The sequence below is a fragment of the Mycobacterium sp. NS-7484 genome, from assembly GCF_001953975.1.
GTDB lineage: Bacteria > Actinomycetota > Actinomycetes > Mycobacteriales > Mycobacteriaceae > Mycobacterium.
Genome location: NZ_MBEJ01000090.1, coordinates 33,705 through 58,092 on the forward strand (window position 1 = coordinate 33,705; position 24,388 = coordinate 58,092).

Below are 24,388 nucleotides of genomic sequence, written 5' to 3' on the forward strand. Positions count from 1 at the left end.
GTGGAGCCGCGCGGGGTATCGACAGCCCTCTCCGCCTTACGGGTTGCATCCCGAGATCACCCAGAAGTTCGAAGAGCCACTGGTGCCGGATCATCCGCAGCCGAGGAAGAAGTCTCGCGCCGGCGTGCTGGTTGCCGGCACGGCCGCGGTGGCGATGGCAACCGGTGCGGTGTCGGCGGTCGCCGTGATGGACCATGCCGGGCAAACCACACCGGTGGCGCAGGCCCCGGCCGCCGACCACGCCGCCAAGCCGTCGCCGGCAATCGGCGCTGCTCCCGGGCAGCCGAAGAACACCGCTCCCGCCGGCACGGTCGAGCAAGTGTCGGCCAAGGTGCTGCCCAGCGTGGTCAAGTTGCAGATCGAGACGGGGCGCGGACGTGAGGAAGGGTCCGGCATCGTCTTGAGCGAAGACGGTTTGATTCTGACCAACAACCACGTGGTCGCCTCGGCCGCGCAAGGCGCCGGCGGTCGGGGACCCCTGGCCGCCGAGGCGTCACCTGATCGTCAGTTCCCCGGCCTGCCGCGCGGACTGTTCCCCGGAGACAATCCGTTTGCCCCCGATGGCCCCTCGGCCAATCCGTCGGGACGGACGGGCGGTGCCATGGCGGCGACGGTGACCACCTCTGACGGACGCACGGTGCCGTTCACGGTGATCGGCACCGACCCTGCCGACGACATCGCGGTGGTGAAGGCGCAGAACATCTCTGGGCTCACCCCGATCAGCATCGGCTCGTCGAAGGATCTGAAGGTGGGGCAGAACGTCGTGGCGATCGGTTCACCGCTGGGCCTGCAGGGGACGGTCACCACCGGAATCATCAGCGCCCTGAACCGCCCGGTGGTCACCGGTGACGGGCAGACCGGCCAGCATTCGGTGATGAGTGCCATTCAGACCGATGCGGCGATCAACCCGGGCAACTCGGGAGGTGCGCTGGTGGACATGAACGGCGACCTCATCGGCGTGAACTCGGCGATCGCCTCACTGGGCGGTGGGCAAGGGTCGCAGGGCGGGCCGGCCGGATCGATCGGCCTGGGTTTCGCGATTCCGGTCGATCAGGCCAAACGCATTGCCGACGAATTGGTTTCGACCGGGACGGTTCAGCATGCCTCGCTTGGTGTGCAGCTCGCCGATGCCGACACCCATGGTGCGGCGGTGGCCGGAGTCGTCGAGGGCAGCCCGGCGGCGCAGGCGGGTCTACCCCAGGGGTCGGTGATCACGAAGGTCGACAGCCAGGTGATCGACGGTCCGGACGCGTTGGTCGCGGCCGTGCATGCCAAGGCACCGGGTGACACCGTCACGCTGACGTACGAAGACCCGTCGGGGGCATCCCGCACCCTGGATGTCACTCTGGGTCAGACGCAGGCCTGAACTTCCCGGCGATCAGCTCCGCCAGTACGGCGGCCTCGCTGATCTGTGGATCCCTGGTCGCCGTCAGCAACGTCACGGTGCCCCTCTTCGCCAGATCCCGTAGATGGTCGAGCCCGGCGGCACGTTCGGGCTCGACAAGCTCGGCCTGGTACCGATGGCTGAACTCCGCAAAGCGCGCCGGGTCGTGGCCATACCACTTGCGCAGGTCGGTGGATGGCGCCACCTGTTTGCACCACTCGTCGAGAGCCGCGCGGTCCTTTCTCACCCCCCTCGGCCACAGCCGGTCGACCAGAATCCGTGCACCGTCGTCCGGACTCGGATCCTCGTAGACCCGGCGTATCCGAACCTGATGTGGTGAGTCAGCCATCGTCGCCTCCTCATCGTTTCTACCTCACGTCAGGTCCACCATCGGACCTGACGTGAGGTGGCCGCGAGATCAGTAATCCCAGACGGCCGGCACACACCGGAAGGCGTCACCGGCGACCGCGACCCGGCAGACGGACGGGAACGGTAGGTGAGTGGCGACCAGCGACTCGCCGGTCGCGGCCAACTCCCGCAGCAGGTTCACCCGTACGCGGGCCGCTTCCTCTGGGTCGTGTTCGAATCCGTTGTGCCACTCAGGATTGTCGAATCCCGGGGCGAAGACGGCATCACCGGCGAACGTCAGACGATCGCCGCCGGACTCCAGTCGGACGACACTGTGCCCGGGGGTGTGTCCACCGGTGCGACTCACGAGGACTCCCGGTGCCACCTCGTATTCGGTCTCGAAAGGCCGCAGTTGGCTACGGTATCCGTCCAAGAAACGCGAGGCGACGGTCCGCAGCACGTCCGGTATCGGCTGCGGCATGGTGGTATGCGAGAAATCGGGGGCTTCCCAGAACTCGGCCTCCGCGGTGGCGACGTGTACCCGCAGATCGGGGCGCAGCCGTTCTTTCACCCCGTCGGTGAGCAACCCGCCGACGTGGTCCATGTGCAGGTGGGTGAGCACCACGTCGGTGACCGATCCCAGATCGACACCGGCGGCCTCCAGACGCATGGCGGTCTGTCCGGCCCGCGGAAAGTCCGGGAATTCCAGACCGAGTCCGGCGTCGACCAGGATGGTCCGATCGCCGCTACGGACCACGACGACGTTCAGCGGCCAGTCGACGACGTCCGGCGGCAGGAAATTGTCCCCGAGCCAGCCCGCCAGATCCGCCGAGTCGGCGTTGGTGGCCAACGTCGACGCGGTAATCGGCAGTACGCCATCGCTGATCACCAGTACCTCGATGTTGCCGACCTGCACCGCGTACCGTGACGGAACCAACTCGTCGATACCCTGGCTGCCAAGGTGCGACACGCTGTCCACGCTCATCCTGTTCTCCTCCTGAGTGGCTGTTCCCGACGACATGGTGCAAATGACCTGTCGTGACGTTGAACGCCGTGGCGTCGCCGGAACTATCCAGTGAAGTACGGTCGGCGCGCCTGTCGGGCGGAATCTCGTCTAAACCGTTGTGGCCGAACATTTTTGGCAGCGGAGGTCCTTCCTTTTCCGGAACTGCCGTTCTCGACGCCTGCGCCGGAGCCTGCGGCCCGGTGTCGGATGGCCGCGGTAGCATTCCGGCGTGTGGTGGACGGAACTAGCTGAGGAGTCGTGGGACGCATTGTTCGAGCCACACCATCGGATGGCGATGGTGTTGCGTGCCAGGGAGATCCTCGACGACATCGAGTTCCAGTCCGACGACGCGTGGGCGGCCGCAGAGCCGGTCGCGCTGCCCGGTGTGGACCGCGCGATCCGTCGCACCTTGATCGAAGCCGGCTCACCGAGCCTGTGGATCTACTGGTCGCTGGATGCCGACCGGGGCGCCATCGTGCTCGATTTCGTGTTCGACGACTGACGAGGTCGGCTCAGGGAGCCGAGAGAGCGGCCTCGAGTGTGGCGAGCCGGTGTGCGGTCCACTCCCATTTCGGGCGTGCCGCCGCGTCCGACTGATTCAACATCGCCGCGATGACGGTCCGCAGCTGTGCCAAATACTCTGTCTGTCCCGGCTCGCCGGGGCACTCGGCGCGCATGAAGTCGATTGCACGGGCAGTGCCGATCGTCCGGCCGTGTTCGACGAGCGGTTCGGGTGGAAGCAATGCCACCACGTCATCGCCGGCGAGCGCGGCGATCTCGTCGGAAACCGCGATGCGCGGGCTCACCGCTCTGCCTTCCAGCAGGTAGGCCTGCACGAGCGCGGGACCGAAGATCATGTTCGGGCTGTGGAAGCAGTCACCCACGACCACCCCGCCGCGACACAGGATCCCGAAGTCGCGCAGGTAGTACAGCTGGATGCCGGCCAGCAGGCGTAGCAGCTGACACACCGCGCGCTTCTCACTGGTGGCGTCGAGCCCCGCCAGGGGGATCGACGCGCCGATGTTGTCGGAGAAGTACACCGTGCGCACGGCTCCGCCGGGTTGGGCCTGGGCCACTTTCTGTTGCAGGTCGACCATGTAGGCCAGCGCGTTGAGAAACTTCTCGCTGCCGGCGAAGGTCTTGGCGCCGAGAGTGTCGATGAAGCCGACAGCGCAGCGCGTATAGCCGCGACCGGCGCGAGCCAGCGGCGTCGTCGGTCCCGGGAACGGTCGTTCGGAAGTCAGCGGCCCGTCGCCGTCAGGCACGTCGGCGCGTGGTTGCGGTGCGAGACCGCCGGGCTGCAGGTGCACGGTCTTTCCCGGGCACGGCGTCCTCCGGCTGGGAACGGGACCGCTCCGGACGTGGACGCAGGTCACCGGCGTCGGCGAGGGCGACCGCCTTGCGTAGGCGATCGGCGATCATGGTGACCGGCACGCTGACCACGGGGGTCAGTGTGAGTACGCCCATGTCGTCTTCCTCCACCCGGTAGCGACGGTGACCGGGCTTGCCGGCCTTGCCCAGCGAAACACGACGCCGCGGATCGACCTCGACCTCGGTGACGAAATGCCTGGCGCGCTGTGGGCTGCTCATCATCTACCTCCTGACGCCATACTACTCACCACGACACAATTGGGTAATACCCAAATAGGGTAATGCCCATCAAGGAGTCCCATCACGGGTAGGGAAGATCACCCTGATCGGGCGGCGGCGGAACACGACGTGACAGCTGATTCGCTGTTTGGCATACCAAGTCCGCCAAGCGTGGGTGGCTGTCGGGCGGCATGCGCTCGGCCGGGCCACTGATCGCCACCGCGCCGATCGGGCGGCCGTCGGCTTCGAATACGGGTGCTGCGATGGTCATGGACGGCGCATTCACCTCGCTACTGGCGGCATAACCGCGGGTGCGGCAGGCGTCGAGTTGGGCCAGAAACTCCGCGTCGGGCAGTTCGCCGAGCAGTTCGATCTGCCGATCCTGGCTCAGGAACGGCAAAAGGACACGCCCGGTGGCACTTTCGCGTGCCGGCACCATGGCACCGATGCGTGGCACCATGCGCAACGCCTGCCGACTCTCCGCCACTTGTGACACCACCAGGTGCGGACCGTCCGGTTCGTTGAACATCGCGGTTTCACCGGTCTGCGCCGCGAGGTGCTCGAGCGCGTACTGGATCCGGTGGCGCAGGTCGGATTTCGCGCGCGAACTATGGGCGATGCTCAGGATGCGTCCAGTGGTCTCCCATCGGGTCAGCTGCTCCTCGCGCGCTTGGATCCAGCCCTGATCGGAGAGCGTCACGAGGGCGCGCTGTACGGCGCTCTTGTCGATCCCCAGCAGCCGAGAAAGCGCGGCGACGCCGACGGGCTGGTTGGCCGCGACTGCCTCGAACACGGTCAGCACGCGCGCGGCTGTCGAACTGCCCTTGACTGCCATCTGTCCACCTCGCTAATGTTGAATAGTGATCCACCATATCAGATATTGATATGACGTCTGTCGATCCAGGAGGAATAAGCCATGTCAGCCATCCACGTCCGGCCCCTCCGGGATGACCTCGCGTTCGGCGCCCGGGTCACCGGCGTCACCCTCGCGGTGTTGGAGGATTCGCAGGTCCGCGACCGTCTTCGAAGGGTGTTCCAGGAGCGCGGGATGATCCTGTTCGAAGAGGTCGAACCCGACGGCCGGCTCCAGGTGGAGATCAGCAAGGTGTTCGGCCCGCTGAAGGACCATCCGGTACCGACCGTGCCGCGGGCCGGGGGAGCGTTGCATCCCGGCGTCATCGAGATCGGCCAGGCGCCGCGTGAGGGCAACATCGTCGAAGTCGACGGCAAGGAGGTCACGTCGTGGCTGCCCTGGCACTTCGACCACTGCTACAACAACGAATTGAACCTCGCGGGCGTCCTGCGGTGTGTGACCGGTGTCAGCCAGGGCGGCGAGACCGGATTCGCCGACGGCATCGACCTTTACAAGAACCTGTCGCCGCAGTTACGCCGGCAGATCGAGGACCGCAACATCATCTACACCCTGAACCTGCGCTTCGCAGAAATGCGCTTCGGCCTCGCCGACGGGTTCCGTGAGATCCAGCCGCACGCGGCCCTGCAGAAGACGATCGATTACGGCAAGAAGCTTCCCCGCGCAATCCATCCCGCGGTGTGGACCCGGGCCACCGGCGAGAAGGTTCTGCACGTGTCACCGTGGATGGCCGAGGGCATCGAAGGCGATGAGTCGTCGGTCGGTGACGAACTCCTCGAGGCGGTGTGCAAGGAGATGCTGGCCGGCATCCGGCCTTACTTCCACACGTGGCGTCCCACCGACATGGTGATCTGGGACAACCTGCGGATGCTGCACTCCGTCACCGGCCACGACCCGGACGAGCCGCGCGTCATGCACCGCACCACGATCGAGGGTGACTACGGTCTGGGCTACTTCGAGGGCAACGTCCAAGGCGACAAGATCCTCGAGATGACGGTCTGAGCCACACCTCGGTGCGCCGGGGTCAGGGTAAGCAGGCCGTGGTTTCCGGGCCGGCGCGGTGACCGTCGGGACGCGCCTCGTTGAGCTGGTGGACGCGAACACTGACCTCCAGCTGAAAGCGGTCCGCGGGGTCCTTGAGCGACAGTCCGGTGAGTTCCTCGATGAGCTTGATCCGATAGATCAACGAGTGCCGGTTCAAGTACAGCGCTCGTGCCGCTGCGCTGGTGTTGGTGGCCTCGTTCAGAAGGATCTCCAACGTGTGGACGAGCTGACCCCGACGGGTGCGGTCGTAGTCCAGCAGCGGCTGCAGCGTCTCGAGGATCGTCGCCATGGACTGCGGGTGCTGGCGCAGGACCTCGGCGAATTGCCATGAGCCGGCGGGCCGTTCGGGCAGGGTCGGCGACACCGCTGCGGTCACGGTGACGGACTGGTCGCGGACCGGCGGCAGCATTGCCCAACTGACGAGATCTTCGGGAAGCGCACCGAGGCGCTGGGCCGAGGCGACCAACACCGAGACGGTGGCTGCCGGCGGGGCCGGCGTGAAGTGGCTCATCACCAAGTCATCGGTGACCGACGAACTCACGGTGAGATCGGCGGCAAGTGCCAGGTCGTGGAGGGCTTCGGTGAAGGCGCCGGCGAGTTCGCTCCAGCCGGGGTCGTCATGCTGGCGCCGTCCGATGGCCATCTCCACCCGTGCTCCCGGGATCGACGGGCTCACCAGCGGGAGCAGATTCTTCTGCACATCGGCGAAGGCGATCTCCCAGGGCAGCAGAACCACCGGGAACTCGTGACGATCGGCCAGCGGAACCAGCGATTTCAGAAGTTCGCGGACGCTGACTTCGGGCGGAGGACTCAAGACGAGTCCGGCGGCCGGGGAGGAGACCAGGTACGTGAGGAATTCCCGATTGCCGGGCTGACGGATGTCGGCGCCGGTACACAACACGAGGTCGCCGGTACGGATGAACGATTCGGCGGGGGCATGGATGATGTCCACCCAGCCGACCCCACGGGTCAAACCACGATGACCGGCGATCACCGAGCCCCGGTCCAGGGGCGCCACGGTCAAGGCTGCCGCCACGGTCAGCGGCGATTCCTCAGACATGTCGCGCCTTCTCCTGATCTACCCGCTTATCCGTTGCTCCTGTCGGCGAAACCTCGGCGGCACACCGCCCCCCGGCGAAAGACGGTACCAGCGGTCGGTGGGCCCTCTGCAGCGCGGAGAGGGCAGGCTCGTCGACAGAGATTGTGTCGACGAACCTGCCCTTCACCGATCACATCGTCGACAGGTCCGCCGTCGACCGTCGGCTGAGAAGCATGCCGGCGCCGAAGAACACGAGCGGCATCAGGCCGAAGATCACCGCGAGGGTGGAGCTGCCACCGACGATCAGGGTCAGATTCGACACGACCAGTACCAATGCCCCGGCCAGGGCGAGCGTGGCCGCCGAGCCCAACACCACGTTGCGGGTCGAGTCGCCGCGACGTTTGAAGAAGATCACCACGGAGACGGTGGTCAGCAGCCACAGGATCGCGAGCGCCAAGATCCCGAGGCCGCCGAGGGGCCCGAAGATCTGCAGCACCGGGTCCAGCTTGAGTGCGACAAAGATCCCCATGATCACGAACGAGGCGACGGTGATGGCCAGCGACGCGTTCGACGGGGCGCCGTGGCGGCCGTGCACCTCACCCAGACGCTTCGGGAAGATACCGCTCTGCCCCAGTGCGAAGGCATATCGCGAGGCGATGTTGTGGAAGGCCAGGGCGCAGGCGAAGACGCTGATGAACCAGAAGCCGGTGGTCAGATCGCGCCCCAGCATGCCGAGGTACTGCTGTGCGGTGTTCACCATGAAGTTGTCCGGGTCGGCCTCGGCCGCGGCGACGGCATCGGGGCCGCCGTTGCCCTCGATCAGGGCCCAGCTGGAGAAGGCGTAGAAGCTCGCCACGATTCCGACGGCCCAGTAGGTCGCGCGCGGCACGGTCCGGTCCGGGTCCTTGGCCTCGTCACGGAAGACCGCGGTGGCCTCCACACCGACAAAACCCCACAGGGCGTACAGCAGTGCGATGCCCACACCGCCGGCAAGGCCCTGCGGCGTGAACGAGTCACCGGTGATGCCCTTCTCGCCGCCCTGCAGGACGATGACCAGGTCGAGGACGACCAGGATGGCCACCTCCGAGACCAGGAAGATGCCCAGGACCTTGGCGCTGAGATCGATGTCGCGGTAACCCAGCCATGCGACGGCCGCGAGCACCAGCGCGGTCAGCACCCACCACGGGATTTCCGGGCCACCGAAGCGTTCGATGAGGCCGGCGAGGATGACCCCGTCGTAGGCCGACACACCGAGCAGCGTCGCCATGTAGGCGGGAAGCGCGAGCACCGCAGCCCCGGCCCCGGCCGCACGGCCGAGGGCCATCTGGATGTAGGCGTAGAACGCGCCAGGCTTGGTGACGTACTTCGACATCGCCACGAAGCTCGCCGCGAAAAGCAAGAACACTGCTCCGGCCACGATGAACGAGACCGGAATTCCCGTCGTCTTTCCTAGCACCATGGCGATCGGCACGTTGCCGCCGATGGTCGACAGTGGTGCGGCGGCTGCCACCACCATCAACACGATCGCGGGGACGCCCAGGTTTCCGCGCAGTTTGGCGGGGCTACCGTCCGGCGACGAGTCGCGACTGCGTGAGCTGTCCGCGTCGACAACTTGGGACATGACTGATCCTCTCTGGCCTCTGCCACAGGAGCCGCGGATCGCCGGCTCCGTCGAGTTCCGGGGATGAAGTCTGCGAGACGGACGGGCTGTCGGCCAGAGCCGGAACGGCTCTTTCCAACACCTTGTTGTAGGCCAGGTCACAGCGGCCGGGCGGCAGTGGCGTGCGCATCACACAGGTTGTTGGAATCTCGGTGTGCGCCGTTGTTCCGCCCTTCGTGTTCGGTCAATGCTGAGCCCCTCACGCAACAGAGAGGCACGGCGAGCGTCATGCAGCAGGACAGCACCGAGATCGAGCAGGACCACCGGCTGGGGCGGATTCGGCTGTTGGACGAACAGCGTGTCAACCTCGACGGGTTCGCCGAGGCCGACCCGGAACTCGGAATGATCTCGCACCTCTCACCTCACGACCCGGAACCATCCTGGGTGGTGGGGGATGACGGCACGGTGCTCGAGATGGACTCCACCCCGGCCGCGGACTTCGACACGATCGACGAGTTCATCGTGCGCTACGCCATCGACCACACCGAGGCGCCCCGGTCGATGGCGATGGCGGAGACCGACCTGGCCCGGATGATCGTGGATTCGGCGGTCCCCCGGGAGCAGGTGCTGCGGGTCTGTTCCGGATTGACCCCGGCCAAGATGGCGCGTGTCGTCGCGATGCTGCAGCCGGTGGAAATCCAGATGGCGATGATGAAGATGCGTGCCCGCCGGACGCCGGCCAACCAGGCGCACGTCACCAACCGTCTCGACGACCCCTTGCTGATTGCCGCGGATGCCGCCACCGCTGTGGTGTACGGGTTCCGGGAACTGGAAGCCACCGTCCCGGTGCTCGACGACGCCCCGGCTGTCGCCGTGGGTCTGCTGATCGGTTCGCAGGTGCCGGCGCCCGGCGCATTGACCCAGTGTTCGGTCGAGGAGGCTCGCGAGCTGGAAATGGGTGTGCGCGGCCTGGTCTCGTACGCCGAGACGGTTTCGGTGTACGGCACCGAGCAGGTCTTCACCGACGGTGACGACACCCCGTGGTCCAAGGCATTCCTGACGTCGTCCTACGCCTCCCGCGGCATCAAGATGCGGCTGTCCAGCGGGGCGGGTTCAGAAGTGCTCATGGGACAGGCCGAGCGAAAGTCCATGAACTACCTGGAATCTCGGTGCGTGGCGCTGGCCAAGGGCATCGGCGCGCAGGGCGTGCAGAACGGCGGTATCGACGGGGCCGGCATCACCGCGTCGGTTCCCGGTGGTGTCCGTGAGCTGATCGCCGAGAACCTCATGGTGATGCTGCGCGGGCTGGAGTCCTGCAGCGGCAACGACAGTCTGATGTCCGAATCCACGATGCGTCGCACCAGTCGGACGTTGCCGGTGCTGCTGTCCGGGTCGGATTTCATCTTCTCCGGTTTCGGCTCGATCCCCGCCTACGACAACATGTTCGGCCCGTCCAACTTCAATGCCGCCGATCTCGACGACTACCTGGTGCTGCAGCGCGACTGGGGAGTCGACGGGGGATTGCGCCCCGTCGACCCGACCACCCTGGAGTCCATGCGCCGGCTGGCCGCCGAGGCCACTCGGGCGGTGTTCGAGTATCTGGGCCTCGCCGACTTCGATGACGCACACGTGGAAGCCGTTGTGGGAGCCGAAGGTTCGAAGGACCTGCCACCGACCGACGGGGTGAAGGTGCTCAACGCCGCCCGGATGATCGACCAGTCCGGCCTCACTGTCCTCGATGTCGTCGGCGCGCTGGCCGAGACCGGTTTCAGCGACCTCGCCGACCGGGTGCTGGGCATGGCCAAGGCCAGGGTCAGCGGCGACTATCTGCAGACCGCGGCCATCTTCGACGAGGAGATGAACGTGCTCTCGGCCTTGCAGGATCCCAACGACTACCGCGGGCCGGGCACCGGCTACCGGCCGACGGCTGAGCGCCAGGCCCAGATCGATGCGGTGCGCCAGGCCCGGTCGGTGGCCGACCTGGTGAAAGAGCAGGCGGCGGCTGCCCAGCCGGACCGGCTCGCACCGATCGGTCCGGCGCGGGTGGGTGACGATCCGCGCGATGTCGTCATCGGCGTGTCACCGGCGTTCGGCACCAAGCTGTTTCGCACTCTGTCGGGGATGACCATCTACGACGTGCTGGAGCAGATCCTGGCTGGGCTTGAGGAGGAGCAGTGCGTCCCGCGGCTGGTCCGGATCACCGACAGTATCGACCTGGGTGCCATCGGGAAGTCGGCGGCTCAGCTGTCGGGATCCGGGATCTCGGTCGGGCTGCAGGCCAAGGGCACCACGCTCATCCACCGGCGCGACCTCACCCCGCTGTCCAACCTCGAATTGCTCAGTGTCGCTCCATTGATCACTCCGGAGATGTACCGGCTGATCGGGATCAACGCCGGTCGGCACGCCAAAGGGGCGACGCCGGCGCCGATGCGCAATGCCTACACCGACGAGGCGATCACCTCGCGGTACCACACCAAGGTGGTATCGATGGTCGCCATCGAACGTCGGGAGTCCGCCTGCCGCACCGAAGGCGGCCGGGCCCACATCGAACTGGAGCTCATGCGATGACCATCTCTTCACATTCGGGCCGCGACGTCACCGAGGTCACCGTGGAAGCCGCGCGCAGCGGTGATCTCGTCCTCGACGATGTGCGGATCAGCCGAGAAACCCTGCTGATCCAGGCCGAGACCGCCGAACGCACCGGATCAGCGCAACTCGGGTTGAACCTGCGGCGCGCGGCCGAGATGACGGCACTCAGCGCCGAGGACATGCTCGCTGCATACGAGGCGCTGCGGCCCAGACGGTCGACTTTTGCCGAATTGGAGGACCTGGCGGAGCGACTCGCTGCACAGGAGGCACATATCTGTGCCGGATTCGTGCGGGAGGCCGCGCAGGTCTACCAGCGGCGCGGCTTGCTGCGATGACAGTCTGGGTCGGTGTCGACATCGGTAACGCCACCACCGAGGTGGTGCTGTGCCGTGCGGGCGCCGAACTCGACGTGCTGGGCAGTGCGCGGACGCCGACGCGCGGCGGCAAGGGATCCCGGCGGGCGGTCGACGGTGCCGCGCAGCTGGCCCGCCGGTTGGCCGACAGCCATGGCCTCGTCATCGACCGCGCCGCATTCGCTCCGACCCCGCCGGTGCATTCGGCTGTCGAGCGCGTCAAGTTGGAGACCCGTCGCACCGGGCGGCTCACCATCGCTACCCGATCGGCGGCGACCACTGCGGGCGATGCCGTCGGCGTCGGCGCTCCGGTACCGGTCGGCCAACTCGCACGCGTTGCCCGCGAACGCCCGGTCGTCGTGTGCGCGACCGCGGAATGGGGCTACCGCGACGTCGCGAGTGCGGTCAACGCCGCGGTGACCGACGGCCGGAACATCGTGGCGGTGCTGACGGCAAACGACGAGGCCGTTCTCGTGTCCAACCGGCTGAACACGGCACTACCGGTGATCGACGATGTCGACGTGCGACCGATATTGGCGGCGACACTGGTGGCCGTGGAAGTGCGCCAGGGGGTGGCGCCGCTACAGCGGCTCACCGATCCGTTCTGGCTCGCCGACGCATTCGGTCTCCACGACGGCGAACGCGTCGACGCCCGGATCGTCGCCGACCAGCTGTTCGACAGTGCCTGCGCGGCGGTCGTTCTGGAGAGTCCCGAGCCGGCGAGCCCGATGCCGGATCACGGGGTGCTCGAACCAGCCGTCGAGACCGGACAGCGGAGTTCGGCGACGCATGTCGTGCACCTGGCCGATATTGCGGCGCAGGCGAATTCGCGACGCGGGTCGGTCACGGTCGACAGCCTGGTCATGGCCACCATGGGTGACGACGACACCCCGCCCGCCGATGTCGAGGACCTCGGCGCGGCGCTCGGCGTTACTGTCACCCGCATCGATTCGGAAGCAGCTGCGGCTCGGCGTGGCGCACTGACCACTCCCGGTGTCTCCGACGACGTTGTGGTGGTGGATGTCGGCGGCGGGACCGTGGACGTGGTGGCCGAAGGGTCCCGCGTCGTACTCCCGGGCGCTGGGCAGATGCTCACCACAGCCACCGCCGCCGCCCTCGACATCTCAAGGAGCGCCGCCGAATACGCGAAACGCGCGGAGGCGGTCACCGCGGTCACCGTCCAACTCGTCGAGGATGAGCACGGTCGCCGTCACTTCCTCGACAAGCCCCTCAACGGTCGCTGTACCGGGTGGTTGCTCACCTCGGCACCCAGTGGCCTGCTTCCGTTCACGTCGCAGATGTCCGGAACAGAATGGCGCAGTTGGCGATTGGCCGCCAAGCGCATGATCATCGGCGGCAACGTGATGAGAGGGATCGAACAGGTTCGTCCCGACGCCACCGAAGTGCTGCTGGTCGGTGGGGGAGCCAGTGACGACGAACTCGTCCGTGCGGTCAGCGAGCAACTCGGACACCATGTCAGCGTCGGGCGCGGTAATGTCGCCGGCCGGCTCGGACATCGCTTTGCGGTGGCCTACGGGCTGGTCGTGGCTGCGGTGGCGGGTTAGGAGTGGCTGCCGTGGCGGCGGGTCAGGCAGGGCGTCAGTGCGTCCAGACGACCTTGTCAGTGCCTCCAGCGTCGCGGTAGACAACGCTGTCCGGTGCAGTGCCGCTGCGGACGTCGAAGTAGATCCGTCCGGATGTCTGGGTTCCCGGCGCGATCGGTTGATTCGGCAGCCCGTCGGTCTGGTTGCCCTTCATGTTTGCGTAGGTGGAGCTGTTGACTGCCCGAGCGTTGAAATCGGCGATGTTGGGGGTCGGCGAGCCGCTCACCGCTTGGGCCGTGACATCGGAGTACCAGATGCCGTCGTTGTGACCACTGGGTTGCAAGTTGCTCACGGTGTAATCGATGGCGCCACCGGGGCTCGGAATCTCCGCCGTCTGGCCGAACTGCACGGTCTCCGGGTCGGCCAACGCCGGGGTTGCCGTCAAGATCCCGGCCGCCGCGATCCCAGCCGCAGCTGCCGTCGTTTTCCACGCGATCTGCGAGAACGTCATGGTGGGCTCCTCCGCTGATTTCCGGTGTGCAGGCGTCATTGCCCGCAATTCCACTCAGGCGTATCCACCCGTGGGGGTTTGAAACCTCTTCCGGTTGATCGACTCGGGCAGCTACTGGCCGGTGAGGTCGGTCAACCGCGTTTCTGCCTGGGCCAACGCCGCTTCGGCAGCTCGCACCCGGTCCCGCAGCCGGTCTGCGGCCCGTTGCGCACGGTTGAGTTGCGCATCGGCGGCCTCGAGGTCGTGCTCGGCCCCAGCGAGGGTCTCGAGCAATTTCTCATAGCGCCGGCGTGCGGTGGCGACCGTGGTCCGGTGGTCGTCCACCGTGGCAAGGGCCTCGTCGTGGGCGGCACGTGCCTCGGTCAGTTCGGACGCCGCGGCGTCGCGGTGCTGACGGGCCTCTGGGAGGCCGGCGTCATCCGGGTGTGGTTGGTCCTTCGTCGACGGCGGCGAGGTCGCCCGCGACCCGGTATCGGACCGGGCCGGTGTGCTCACCGCGGACGACGCTCCGAAGTCACCGAACCCGGACCACTCTTCGGCCTTGGAGAGCCGACCCAGCCGCGTGGCGACATCCGGATCGGCTATCGCCGCCTGCAGCGTGCCGGTGACGTCGTCGCGTAACGCCGCTGTGGGATCGGGTAATCCGGCGCCTGTGAACCCGGCGCGAGCCAGGTCCTGCACCAGTTGGCGCTGTGTGGCCGACAATTCGCGGATACGGTGTCCGTCCATGTCTGCGTGGGCACCGCGCAGTGCTTCGTGAAGGTCGGTCAGTCGGGGCCGGACGCTGGGATCGGTCAGCACGAGAAGGTTCACCACCCACGCGGCTGTCGTCGGTCGGCGAGCTGCGGCGATCACCTTGGCACCCTCGGCATCTCCGCGCTTGCGCGCCGCCGACGCCAGTTCTTTGCGTCGCGCGGTGAACTCCTCCGGCCGTGTGGCATAGAGCGAGTCGAGGTCCTCGTCGACGCTCACCGCAACCTCGGAGCCAGGCAATGCCGCCGGCGTTGCGCCGAGCATTTCAGAACGATGTCGGTTGAGCAAAGGTACTGCAGCCTACTTGCGATGCGAAGGCCCATACTTCCTCCTCAGCTTTACCGTTGCCTGCCATGGCCGCAACTAACCGCTCCGTGAGGCGCTGGCGTACAGCGCTTCACGTGATTGTCTCCGCAATGGTTGTTGTGTTGGTCGGATTGGCCATCCCGCCAGTCGCTCGTGCGGCCGCGGCGACGGCGACGTTGACGGTGACATCGACGTGGCAGACGGGGTTCATCGCCCGCTTCACCATCACCAACTTGAGCGCGGCACCACTGGCGGACTGGCAGCTCGAATTCGACCTGCCGGCGGGAGAATCCGTCTCGCACACGTGGAGTAGCACACTTGCGCAATATGGCACGCACTATGTGCTCCGACCTGCGAATTGGAACCGGATCATCCCACCCGGCGGTACGGCCACAGGTGGGATGAGGGGAGTGTTGAGCGGTTCGTACGTACCACCGTTGAATTGCGTTCTCAACCGGCAGTTTTTGTGCAGCTGACGAACCCCGTACCCAAACTTGACCGCTACCAGCCTCGCGAATTCGGTTATAGTCCCGCCGAGGCGAGGTTCAGGCGCAATTCGACGCCCGACGAACAGACGCGAGAGGAAACCCGTGAGTACGACCGCATTTCGCCCCACGGCAGTCGTCGGCCTGGCGGCCGTCGCGCTGATCGTCGTGGGCTGCAGCAATGACAACAACGTCGGCTCCTCGGTGTCGCCCCAGGTCGGGTTGATCTCCACCTCCACGGTTGACACCCCGGCGCAGGCCGCCGACGTGACGCTGATCGGGGAGCGGGACGTCGAGGTGACGCTGACCGGGCCGATCGCTGCCAAATACTCGTCGGCGACAGAGAGTCAGCGGGATGCTCTGGGCAAACCGCTCACCGGTGATCGCAACGCAGGTGCGCGCGAGAGCGGCGTGCTGTTCCAGCAATTCCAGGGCGGCGTGATCACCGCCAAGAATGACGACGCCGGCACGCCTGCCTACATCACCTGGGGCAAGATCCGGGAGGCCTGGAATGTCCCCCGCGATTCCGACGGCGTGCCTGCGATCACCGGCGAGAACGGCTCAGTGGGCCCGCTGGGCGCCCCCACCAGTGACGAAACGCCGGACGGCGATCTGCTCGTGGAGACGTTCGAGCACGGCAAGATCGCGTACAACACGAAGACCCGTCAGGTCGAGGTGACGATCAACGACAAGGTCGTGCCTTCTGGGTTGTAAACACCCGAGGGACTGTCAAACGCTTCCGGATCAGTCGCGCTTGGCCTCGTAGCGCAGCAGCACAGTGCCACCGGGAAAAGTACGGTTCTCCAGCAGTCGCAGCGAGATCCACGACGGCAGTGTCGGGAAGAACGGTGTGCCGCCGCCCACGGCGGTCGGTGCGATCACGATCCGGTATTCATCCACCAGTCCGGCCTGCACGATCGGGGCGGCCAGGGTCGCGCCGGCCACCTCCAGCCTGCCGTCGGTTTCGGCCTTCAGCTTCGCGACCAACTCGACCGGATCGCCGCGTTCCAGTCGGGCGTTCCCCTCGACGGATCCGAGCGTGCGTGAGAACACGACCTTGGGCATGTCGCGCCAGATTCGAGCGAAATCTACGATCAGCGGGGTGGCGTCCGGGTCCTGATCGGCGGTCGGCCAATACGCCGACATCAGTTCGTAGAGTCGCCGGCCGTAGAACGCGCACGCGGTCTCCCGCTCGAAGTCGTTCCAGTACTGGTGCAGTTCGTCGCTCGGTTCCGACCATTCGAGGTTGCCTTGTGCATCGGCGATGTACCCGTCCACCGAGACGTTGAAGCCATAGATGAGTCTGCCCATGCAGAGCAGACTGCACTCGGGTATGAAACTCATCGCGGATACTCGCCACCGAGGCGCGTCGCGTCGGCTCAGCGCCGCAGGGTCTCGGTGCGATGGCGGAACCGTTTGCGCAGTGCCAGCGAGACGTAGACCAGGGCGACCAGGACGGGCACTTCGATGAGCGGTCCGACGACACCGGCCAGGGCTTGGCCGGAGGTGGCGCCGTAGGTGGCGATGGCCACGGCGATGGCGAGTTCGAAGTTGTTCCCTGCGGCGGTGAAGGCCAGGGTAGTGGTGCGTTCGTAGCCCAGATCGAGCACGCTGCCGAGTACGTAGCCGCCGCCCCACATGATCGCGAAATACGCCAGCAGGGGCAGCGCGATGCGCGTGACGTCCCACGGTTGGTGCGTGATCTGATCGCCTTGCAGCGCAAAGAGAATCACGATGGTGAACAGCAGGCCGTAGAGCGCCCACGGCCCGATCCGTGGCAGGAACTTGGCCTCGTACCAGTCGCGGCCCTTGGTCTTTTCTCCGAACCGGCGCGAGAGGTACCCGGCGGCCAGGGGGATGCCGAGGAAGATGAGCACCGATTTGGCGATCTGCCACGGTGAGGCCGAGATGGTGGTCTGCTCCAGGCCGAGCCACCCGGGCAGCACGGACAGATAGAACCAGCCCAACACGGCGAACATGACGACCTGGAAGATCGAGTTGAGGGCGACCAGGACAGCGGCGGCTTCGCGGTCACCGCAGGCCAGGTCGTTCCAGATGATGACCATGGCGATGCAGCGGGCGAGCCCGACGATGATCAGGCCGGTGCGGTATTCGGGTAGATCCGGCAACAACAGCCAGGCCAGGACGAACATCAACGCCGGGCCCAATACCCAGTTCAGCAACAACGACGCGAGCAGCAGCTTGCGGTCACCGGTGACGGTGTCCAGGCGGTCATAGCGAACCTTGGCCAGGACCGGGTACATCATGATCAACAAGCCCAGGGCAATCGGCAGTGAAATCCCGTCGATCTGAACCGTTTCCAGGGCGGTGTTCAGGCCGGGTATCCAGCGGCCCAGCAGCAGCCCGGCAACCATCGCCGCACCGATCCAGACCGGCAGGAACCGATCCAGGGTGGACAGCTTGCCGACCACTGGCGACGCAGTGGTGGTGTTTGTCATGTCGACGCCCCAGCGGTCGGATCGGGTGATATCGACATACATCAATATTGGTTGTTGTCGGATCCGGCTTCAAGCCGGGCTGTCGGTCGTGAGGTGGGGTTGGAACCGAACGTCTCGGAGTCGGCCAGCACGGTGTAGACCTCCCACTTTTCGCCGGCCGGGCCGGTTACCCAGACCTTGTCCTGGGTGGCGAAGCAACACGTGGTGCCGATCTCCTCGTCGGTGAACAGGCCTTCGCCGGTCAGTCGGGCGATCTCGGCATGCACCTTGTCGCTGGATTCCACCTCGACGCCGAGGTGGTTGATGGTGCCGCCCTTGCCGGGGTTTTCCAGCAGCACCAGCTTCAGCGGGGGCTCCGTGACGGCGAAGTTGGCGTAACCGGGCTTCACCTTGGCCGGCGATACGCCGAACAGTTTGGTGTAGAACATGATCGCCTCGTCGAGGTCGTCGACATTGAGTGCTAACTGGACGCGGGACATGGTCGACCTCCACTGCGGATGAGACATATATCGAACTGCCATGCTCAGAATGACACCTTTTCGATATATGTCAAGAAAAGTGGCATGATGCATGTCATGCCCAAGGCGCTGCCCGTCATCGACATGTCCGCCCCGGTGTGCTGTGCCCCGGTCGCGGCCGGGCCGCTCAGTGACGCCGACGCACTAGAGGTGGCGATGCGCCTGAAGGCGCTCGCTGATCCGATGCGGGTGAAAATCATGTCGCTGTTGTTCAGTTCCCGCCCAGGAGAGGAAACGAGCGGGGATCTGGCCGCGGTACTCGAGCTGGCCGAATCCACCGTCAGCCATCACCTCGGGCAGCTGCGCAGGGCGGGGTTGGTGATCTCCGAACGGCGCGGTATGAATGTCTTTCACCGGGTGAAACCCGAAGCCCTGCAAGCCTTGTGCGTAGTACTCGACCCCAACTGCTGTCAGTAGGTGCGGCCAACGAGATTGCGGATCCAAGGCGGCCTTACCTGGTGAACCGCCCTGCTCGATTCCGCCTCATCCCAGAATCGCCCGGGCGGCGCGCTCGGCGATCAACATGACCGGCGCGTTGGTGTTGCCGGAGGTGATGGTGGGCATCGCCGAGGCGTCGACCACTCGAAGGCCGGCGACGCGATACACGCGACATTCGGTGTCGAGCACCGTGCCGGCTGACCGTGGAAGGCCTTGTATGTCAAAGGCTCCCATCGCGCAGGTGCCCACCGGGTGGAAGATCGTCGTACCGAGTTCACCAGCAGCCTGCTGCAGGTCTTCGTCGGTCACCAGGTCCGGGCCGGGAAGCAATTCTTGCGGGCCGTAGCCGGCCAGTGCGGGCGCTGCCATGATCTTCCGGGTCATCCGCAGGCCCTTCACGGCGACTTGACGATCGGCGTCGGTGGACAGGTAATTGCAGGAGATCTTCGGATCGGTCAACGGATCGGCACTGGCCAGGCGCACATGGCCGCGCGAGCTGGGCCGCAGATTGCAGACCGAGGGTGTGATGGCTGCGTACCGGTGCAGCGGTTCGCCGAACTTGGGCAACGACAAAGGCTGCACATGCCACTCCAGATCGGGACTGGCCAGCGTCGGGTCGCTTTTCGCGAAAGCCCCTAGCGTGGAGGGCGGCATGGTCATCGGACCTGAGCGCAGCGTCAGGTATTGAAGTCCCATGCCGCCACGGGTGATCCAGTTGCGGTACAGCGTGTTGACGGTCCGGGCACCCTGAACGCGGTAGACGGTGCGCAGCTGCAGATGGTCCTGGAGGTTTTCGCCGACTCCTGGTAGATCGACGGCCACCGGCACGTGATGCTCGGTGAGCAACTCGGCTGGGCCCAGCCCCGAGGCCTGCATGAGATGCGGCGAGCCAATCGCCCCCGCGCTCAGGATCACCTCCCGGCGGGCCTGGACGGTGATTGTCTGGCCGTCCTTGAGCAACCGCAGGCCGGTGACCCGGTGCCGGGCCGTGGTCCATGCACCGCGCCGCTGACTGTCACAGACCTCGTCGTCCATCAGCAGCCCCAGGGCCTGAGTCTGGGTGTAGACGGTGAGATTCGGTCGGTGGGCGATCGGATGCAGGAACGCATCGGCCATCGACCAGCGACGGCCCCGTCGTTGGTTGACGTGAAAGTAGGCGCTGCCAGAGTTGTCGCCCCGGTTGAATTCCTCGATGGGTGCGATGCCTACCTGGGCTGCGGCGGCCTGCCAGGCGTCCAAGATCTTCCAGCGCACCCGCGGCCGCTCGACGCGGATCTCGCCACCGGTGCCGTGCCAGTCGTCGGCACCGCCGAAGTAGTCTTCCAACTCTTTGTAGATCGCCAGCGTTTCGCCGGGGGAGTCCGCACCACCCCAGAGCCATCGCTCGTCACCGGTGGCTTGTGCCCATAGCTCGTAATCGCTTGCCTGTCCACGCATGTGGATCATGGCATTGATCGACGAGCAGCCGCCGATCACCCGGCCCCGCGCGTAATGGATGCTGCGCCCGGCCAGACCTGGATCGGCCTCTGTCGTGAAGCACCAGTCGGTGCGGGGGTTGGCGATGGTGTACAGGTAGCCCACCGGCACCTTGATCCAGAACCAGTTGTCTTTGCCGCCGGCCTCGATCAACAGCACGCGGTGGTCAGGGTTGGCGCTGAGCCGATTGGCAAGCAGGCAGCCCGCGCTGCCTGCTCCCACGATGATGAAGTCGAATTCGGCGACGGGGCTCATTCCGGGTTCGTTCCTCCATAGCGTCGGGTGCGTCACCTAGTGTGCGCGACGACCGCTCGGTAGGTGCGGATTCCCCGCCCGAATTGGTGCACGGACGGATGTTGTCGGCGGCTTAGCCTTGGGTCATGGGTGAGGGGACAGTCAACGATTCATTGCAACGGGCCTACGAGGTCATGATTTCCGCCGATGTGGGGCCTTTCCTGCGCGCACGTGGCTTCGACATATCCGACTCCAGCTTCACGCGGGAACGGGGGCCGCTCTACGACGTGATCAATCTTCAGCCCGACCGGCACAACGGCACGATGTCGTGGCATGGATTCTTCATCAACGTCGGAATCGGATCCGCTGAGGTCGACAGCGCGTGCCCTGGATACGAGCGAGCCCGGCATCCGCTCAAAGGTTCGCTACTGCAACGCCGTTGGGAACAGTTGGTACCCGACTTGCCGTACGAGGCGCGGTTCGACGATCGCACCGACATGCAGAAATTCGCGGCGGCGCTCTGCGATGGCTTTGATGCGACGCTCGCTGTGATGGAACAGATAAGCAGCACAAAGCAGTTGGTGCGATACGCGGTCGACAACAACGTGCTGATCGAGTACGACAAGACCTGCGGGTATCTGGCGGCGGTCGATGACATCGACACGCTGACGGAATATGTCACCACGTTGCACAGCTACTTCGGGCATCAGGACCGGTGGTCGATCTTCAGCCGCAACATCAGCACGGCTGCAGGGCGTTGGGAGGGCCATCTGCGGGAGCGCGGATTGCTTGATTTGATTCCCGCCAGTGGCGGGAATGAGCCTTCTTAGATCAGGAGGCCGGACGCATCAACGGACGCATCAACTGTGATCGTCGTCAGCCGTTGTCCCGCCACGTGAGCACTTCCTTGAGAGACGTGAGGTCGTAGCCGTCATCAGCGGTGAGCTCCGTCTGAAACAACGTGACGCCGGCTTCGCGGAAGGCATCGGCACTGTCGGCGTCCTGCCACAGCGTCGAGCGTTCGATATCGGCGCCGTTGCGGCCGAACGTCGCCGCCAGCTCGTCGACGAGGTCGCTGGACCTGCGGAACGCGTCGAGGTCTTGGAACGCGTGCCAGATGTCGGCGTGTCGGGCGACGGCGGGCAGCGAGCGTTTGGGCCCTGTGCCGCCGATGAGAATGGGTACCTTGCGCACCGGCGGCGGGATCAGTGCCGCGAGCCGGTTCTCGATCCGGATCAGGCTCTCGTCGAACAGATCGAAGCGGGAGCTGAACGTGCCAAACTCATAACCATAAGTGGTGTAATCCTTTTCGTACCATCCAGCTCCGAGACCGAGGATGAGCCGGCCGCCACTGATGTGGTCGACGGTGCGAGCCATGTCGGCGAGCAGGTCCGGGTTACGGAAACCGACGCCGGTGACCAGGAGCCCGATCTCGGCGTGCGAGGTGATCTCACCCCACGACGCGAGCGCGGTCCAACCCTCGAAGTTGGCAACGTCGGGTTGCTCATCGAGCAGCAGGGGTTTGCCGTCGACGATGGCCTCCACCGCCGGGCGGTGGAAGTGGTCGTAACCGAAGATCACGTCGACGCCGAGGTCGTCGGCGGCCAGGACGGCGTCGCGCCACGTGCGGTAGTCGGGTGTGCCGCCGGGCTGGATCTGCGCGGCGACGCGAACGGGACGGGTCATGTGGAACTCCTGAGTCGGGGAAAGGCGACTCCTGAGCCAAGTGGACGAGGTGCGAGATTTATTCCGGTCGAGGTGATCCTCAAATGAGGGTGATCGCCAGGGGCTCCGGTCCGTTGCAGCGAGTGCTGGGGATCTCCAACCCACGGACATCAACTATCCGAACGTGCGCGGGCAAGCGATTCAAACGCGTCGGCAGTGTTTTGTTCGGCAGGAAACAGCAGCTCGATGGCCAGCTCGGAAAGCGTGACCTCGAACGGCATGTCGAATGTGCCGAACATGCCGAAGAAGGACCATTCACCGCCCCCGGGTGCGCGCACCCTCACCGGGCCGAGATTCTGTGCGAAGTCGGATTCGCTTGCCGCACCGCGGTCGTCGCCGGATAGGTAGTTGTCAAACTCCTCCAGCAGCTGTGCGAGCTGCTGGTCGGCAGTGGTGGCGAGCTGGCGCTCGATACGATCACGGAAGTACACCATGACGTCGCGAGCGTTGATGATCTGTGATGACAACGCCATTCCGATACGGAGGACGTTGACGGGCGGCTTCAACAGGGCTGGGTCGATGCCCGCGACAAGCGGTTGTATGGCGGCGTTCGCAGCGACCAGATTCCAGTGCCGATCGAAGACGACGGCCGGGTACGGCTCGTGGCTTTTCAGGATCCGTTTCAGCGCTTCGCGAATCGGGGCGAGTTCGGGTGCGCTGAACGGATGCTCGGGGAAGGCGGGGGCGTGCCCTGCTGCGAGCAGGAGCTGGTTTCGTTCACGAAATGGGATGTCGAGTCGTTCGCCAAGGCGCAGCACCATGTCTCGTCCGGGCTTGGAGCGACCGGTCTCGACGAAACTCAGATGACGCGCGGATACGCCGGCATCGAGCGCGAGCTCGAGCTGGGTCAGCCGGCGCCGGAGCCGCCATTCCCGCAGCAGCGGCCCGACCCGGGAAGCGGTGCCGGTGGTTGCCATTCGCACCGACTGTAGCCGCACCGGGTTCGTTCCTCGATTACCTCTAGGTAATCGACAGTGCGACCTCCCACCGTGACGATCACTGGAGAACCGTGAGGAGGACGGAAAATGACTACGTTGATTCGACGGCTGGTCTGCGGCGCAGCTGGCGCCATGATGCTCGTCGCATTATTCCTACCGTGGGACCAGATTCAGGACACCGATCGCATCGCGTGGGGGTTGTGGAAGCTGACTTTTCCGCTCTGCGTGGCTCTTGCCTTGTGCGCGTTGACATCCGCGCTCACGGGTGGGCAGATCGGCCTGAACAGACCCGACGTTTCGATCATTGGCGCGACCGATGGCCTCGGTGTGATCACCACCGTGACGCTGGCCTGGCTGCTGTTGTACGCGTTGCCTGCTGACGCCAGTCTCCAGCCGGCCCTCGTCCTGGCGCTGGTATCGGCGGCTGCAGCTGCCTTAGCGGCCGCCGACTACCGTCCGCTGCGGGGAGCGCCGCTGTTCCCGCGACTGGTTGATGAGTGCGGCAGTAGCCACCATTCGAGCACCTTGTGAGGCAGCGCAAAGCCGAGCGGACATGGCTCGGGCTCAGAGGTCACTGCAATGGCTCGGGTGCGAAGGTGACGTCGACTCCGCTCACGGTCATCGTCACCTGACCTTCGATCACCATCACCTGCGCCGAGACCCGTCGATCGACAGTTTGGGCCAGTTGCTGCACCGGTGCGTGCGGTATCTGCGTCACCGACAGGTTCGCCAGCCCGGCCACTTTGGGGCCGACGGTGCGCCACCAGGTGGGCACGCCGGCGGCGAACGGGAACAGCAGCACCTGGTCGGCTTGGCTGGCCGCCTTGCCCAAGACGCGCTCGTCGGGCTGGCCGACGTTGATCCACTCCAGGATCCGGCCGGTGTAGTCGGCGAGCCGCAAGTCCGGTACGCCAGGGGTGGACAGGCCTGCCCCGAAAGTCAACTCGCCGTCGACGTCGCTGAGTCGGTGTGCGCGAAGCCCAAACGCCAACAACCGCACCACCATCCGCTCATCGGTCTCGCTAGGATGACGGGCCACGGTGAGCGTGTGATCGGCGTAGTAGCCGTGATCGACATCGGAGACGCCAAGTTCGACTTTGAATACCGTTGCAGAAAGGGCCACGTCATAGTGTCCACCCACGTGGCGTCCTCCGAGCAATCGGGCTGCTTTGAGTGG

At 65.7% G+C, this 24,388-nt stretch carries 26 protein-coding genes and 1 pseudogene; 11 read left to right on the forward strand and 16 right to left on the reverse strand.

From position 1 onward, the window contains the following. Positions 1–127 precede the first annotated feature (127 nt). Positions 128–1,366 carry a S1C family serine protease gene (locus A5733_RS16055; protein WP_369830947.1) on the forward strand — a complete coding sequence of 413 codons (1,239 nt, stop codon included), beginning with the start codon at positions 128–130 and terminating at the stop codon, positions 1,364–1,366. Here A5733_RS16055 and A5733_RS16060 read toward each other — a convergent pair. Both A5733_RS16060 and A5733_RS16065 read right to left on the reverse strand, forming a co-directional pair. Beyond that, positions 1,341–1,733: a DUF488 domain-containing protein gene (locus A5733_RS16060; RefSeq protein ID WP_076240822.1), complete on the reverse strand. Its 393-nt coding sequence runs from the start codon at positions 1,731–1,733 to the stop codon at positions 1,341–1,343. The genes A5733_RS16055 and A5733_RS16060 overlap by 26 nt on opposite strands. 69 nt (positions 1,734–1,802) lie before the next feature. Beyond that, the gene (locus A5733_RS16065; protein WP_067765750.1) at positions 1,803–2,717 is read right to left on the reverse strand and encodes an MBL fold metallo-hydrolase; all 915 of its coding nucleotides are present in this window, start codon (positions 2,715–2,717) and stop codon (positions 1,803–1,805) included. A 250-nt stretch (positions 2,718–2,967) separates the two neighbouring features. Between A5733_RS16065 and A5733_RS16070 the strand changes: the two genes are divergently transcribed. Continuing rightward, the gene (locus A5733_RS16070; RefSeq protein ID WP_142254026.1) at positions 2,968–3,240 is read left to right on the forward strand and encodes a hypothetical protein; all 273 of its coding nucleotides are present in this window, start codon (positions 2,968–2,970) and stop codon (positions 3,238–3,240) included. A 10-nt stretch (positions 3,241–3,250) separates the two neighbouring features. Here the strand turns inward: A5733_RS16070 and A5733_RS16075 are convergent, their stop codons facing one another. From A5733_RS16075 to A5733_RS16085, 3 genes are all read right to left on the reverse strand, one after another. Next, entirely contained in the window at positions 3,251–4,003 is a 753-nt protein-coding gene (locus A5733_RS16075) for a hypothetical protein (RefSeq protein WP_067765744.1), read from the reverse strand. Further along, positions 3,996–4,331, reverse strand: a complete 336-nt coding sequence (locus tag A5733_RS16080; protein ID WP_076240823.1) for a hypothetical protein — start codon at positions 4,329–4,331, stop codon at positions 3,996–3,998. The genes A5733_RS16075 and A5733_RS16080 overlap by 8 nt, the downstream gene beginning before the upstream one ends. Positions 4,332–4,410: 79 nt before the next feature. Continuing rightward, entirely contained in the window at positions 4,411–5,163 is a 753-nt protein-coding gene (locus A5733_RS16085) for an IclR family transcriptional regulator (protein ID WP_083666236.1), read from the reverse strand. An 81-nt stretch (positions 5,164–5,244) separates the two neighbouring features. Between A5733_RS16085 and A5733_RS16090 the strand changes: the two genes are divergently transcribed. Further along, positions 5,245–6,201, forward strand: a complete 957-nt coding sequence (locus A5733_RS16090) for a TauD/TfdA family dioxygenase (RefSeq protein ID WP_076240825.1) — start codon at positions 5,245–5,247, stop codon at positions 6,199–6,201. A gap of 22 nt (positions 6,202–6,223) precedes the next feature. Here the strand turns inward: A5733_RS16090 and A5733_RS16095 are convergent, their stop codons facing one another. Together A5733_RS16095 and A5733_RS16100 are read right to left on the reverse strand one after the other, a co-directional pair. Further along, the gene (locus A5733_RS16095) at positions 6,224–7,303 is read right to left on the reverse strand and encodes a PucR family transcriptional regulator ligand-binding domain-containing protein (protein ID WP_076240826.1); all 1,080 of its coding nucleotides are present in this window, start codon (positions 7,301–7,303) and stop codon (positions 6,224–6,226) included. A 169-nt stretch (positions 7,304–7,472) separates the two neighbouring features. Next, positions 7,473–8,903, reverse strand: coding sequence for an APC family permease (locus tag A5733_RS16100; RefSeq protein ID WP_067765729.1), 1,431 nt, complete (start codon positions 8,901–8,903; stop codon positions 7,473–7,475). Positions 8,904–9,170: 267 nt separating this feature from the next. On the opposite strand from A5733_RS16100, the gene A5733_RS16105 reads away from it, so the two are divergent. From A5733_RS16105 to A5733_RS16115, 3 genes are read left to right on the forward strand one after another with little or no spacing between them, the layout of a single operon-like run. Continuing rightward, positions 9,171–11,450, forward strand: a complete 2,280-nt coding sequence (locus A5733_RS16105; RefSeq protein ID WP_076240827.1) for a propanediol/glycerol family dehydratase large subunit — start codon at positions 9,171–9,173, stop codon at positions 11,448–11,450. After that, positions 11,447–11,806, forward strand: coding sequence for a diol dehydratase small subunit (locus A5733_RS16110; RefSeq protein WP_076240828.1), 360 nt, complete (start codon positions 11,447–11,449; stop codon positions 11,804–11,806). The genes A5733_RS16105 and A5733_RS16110 overlap by 4 nt, the downstream gene beginning before the upstream one ends. Then, a complete protein-coding gene (locus tag A5733_RS16115; RefSeq protein WP_076240829.1) occupies positions 11,803–13,389 on the forward strand; it encodes a diol dehydratase reactivase ATPase-like domain-containing protein in 1,587 nt (528 codons plus the stop codon). Before A5733_RS16110 ends, A5733_RS16115 begins: the two co-directional genes overlap by 4 nt. Positions 13,390–13,423: 34 nt before the next feature. Here the strand turns inward: A5733_RS16115 and A5733_RS16120 are convergent, their stop codons facing one another. Next, the gene (locus A5733_RS16120; protein ID WP_076240830.1) at positions 13,424–13,879 is read right to left on the reverse strand and encodes a DUF1942 domain-containing protein; all 456 of its coding nucleotides are present in this window, start codon (positions 13,877–13,879) and stop codon (positions 13,424–13,426) included. A gap of 111 nt (positions 13,880–13,990) precedes the next feature. Beyond that, positions 13,991–14,896 (reverse strand): hypothetical protein, encoded by a 906-nt coding sequence (locus tag A5733_RS16125; RefSeq protein ID WP_076240831.1) that lies wholly within the window; start codon positions 14,894–14,896, stop codon positions 13,991–13,993. Between the two features lie 89 nt (positions 14,897–14,985). Between A5733_RS16125 and A5733_RS16130 the strand changes: the two genes are divergently transcribed. Both A5733_RS16130 and A5733_RS16135 read left to right on the forward strand, forming a co-directional pair. Then, positions 14,986–15,414: a cellulose-binding domain-containing protein gene (locus A5733_RS16130; RefSeq protein WP_076240832.1), complete on the forward strand. Its 429-nt coding sequence runs from the start codon at positions 14,986–14,988 to the stop codon at positions 15,412–15,414. Between the two features lie 114 nt (positions 15,415–15,528). Next, the gene (locus A5733_RS16135) at positions 15,529–16,137 is read left to right on the forward strand and encodes an LGFP repeat-containing protein (RefSeq protein ID WP_076240833.1); all 609 of its coding nucleotides are present in this window, start codon (positions 15,529–15,531) and stop codon (positions 16,135–16,137) included. 30 nt (positions 16,138–16,167) lie between these two features. On the opposite strand, the gene A5733_RS16140 is transcribed toward A5733_RS16135, so the two are convergent. From A5733_RS16140 to A5733_RS16150, 3 genes and pseudogenes are all read right to left on the reverse strand, one after another. Beyond that, positions 16,168–16,734 carry a dihydrofolate reductase family protein gene (locus tag A5733_RS16140; RefSeq protein WP_076240834.1) on the reverse strand — a complete coding sequence of 189 codons (567 nt, stop codon included), beginning with the start codon at positions 16,732–16,734 and terminating at the stop codon, positions 16,168–16,170. A 101-nt stretch (positions 16,735–16,835) separates the two neighbouring features. Then, positions 16,836–17,882, reverse strand: a pseudogene (arsB, locus tag A5733_RS16145) (ACR3 family arsenite efflux transporter); the annotation flags it as partial. Between the two features lie 41 nt (positions 17,883–17,923). Continuing rightward, on the reverse strand, positions 17,924–18,361 hold the full coding sequence (locus A5733_RS16150; protein ID WP_076240835.1) for an ArsI/CadI family heavy metal resistance metalloenzyme: 438 nt from the start codon (positions 18,359–18,361) through the stop codon (positions 17,924–17,926). 96 nt (positions 18,362–18,457) lie between these two features. On the opposite strand from A5733_RS16150, the gene A5733_RS16155 reads away from it, so the two are divergent. Beyond that, positions 18,458–18,817 carry an Rv2640c family ArsR-like transcriptional regulator gene (locus tag A5733_RS16155; RefSeq protein ID WP_076240869.1) on the forward strand — a complete coding sequence of 120 codons (360 nt, stop codon included), beginning with the start codon at positions 18,458–18,460 and terminating at the stop codon, positions 18,815–18,817. Positions 18,818–18,883: 66 nt separating this feature from the next. Here the strand turns inward: A5733_RS16155 and A5733_RS16160 are convergent, their stop codons facing one another. After that, positions 18,884–20,569 (reverse strand): GMC family oxidoreductase, encoded by a 1,686-nt coding sequence (locus A5733_RS16160; protein WP_076240836.1) that lies wholly within the window; start codon positions 20,567–20,569, stop codon positions 18,884–18,886. Positions 20,570–20,694: 125 nt separating this feature from the next. On the opposite strand from A5733_RS16160, the gene A5733_RS16165 reads away from it, so the two are divergent. Continuing rightward, positions 20,695–21,378, forward strand: coding sequence for a DUF4304 domain-containing protein (locus A5733_RS16165; RefSeq protein ID WP_076240837.1), 684 nt, complete (start codon positions 20,695–20,697; stop codon positions 21,376–21,378). 46 nt (positions 21,379–21,424) lie between these two features. Here A5733_RS16165 and A5733_RS16170 read toward each other — a convergent pair whose 3' ends face one another. Further along, positions 21,425–22,234: an LLM class F420-dependent oxidoreductase gene (locus A5733_RS16170; protein ID WP_076240838.1), complete on the reverse strand. Its 810-nt coding sequence runs from the start codon at positions 22,232–22,234 to the stop codon at positions 21,425–21,427. Between the two features lie 149 nt (positions 22,235–22,383). Further along, on the reverse strand, positions 22,384–23,190 hold the full coding sequence (locus tag A5733_RS16175; RefSeq protein WP_076240839.1) for a helix-turn-helix domain-containing protein: 807 nt from the start codon (positions 23,188–23,190) through the stop codon (positions 22,384–22,386). 108 nt (positions 23,191–23,298) lie between these two features. On the opposite strand from A5733_RS16175, the gene A5733_RS16180 reads away from it, so the two are divergent. Continuing rightward, positions 23,299–23,742: a hypothetical protein gene (locus A5733_RS16180; RefSeq protein ID WP_142254027.1), complete on the forward strand. Its 444-nt coding sequence runs from the start codon at positions 23,299–23,301 to the stop codon at positions 23,740–23,742. A gap of 40 nt (positions 23,743–23,782) precedes the next feature. Here the strand turns inward: A5733_RS16180 and A5733_RS16185 are convergent, their stop codons facing one another. Then, a complete protein-coding gene (locus A5733_RS16185; RefSeq protein WP_076240870.1) occupies positions 23,783–24,334 on the reverse strand; it encodes a YaeQ family protein in 552 nt (183 codons plus the stop codon). Between the last annotated feature and the right edge of the window lie 54 nt (positions 24,335–24,388).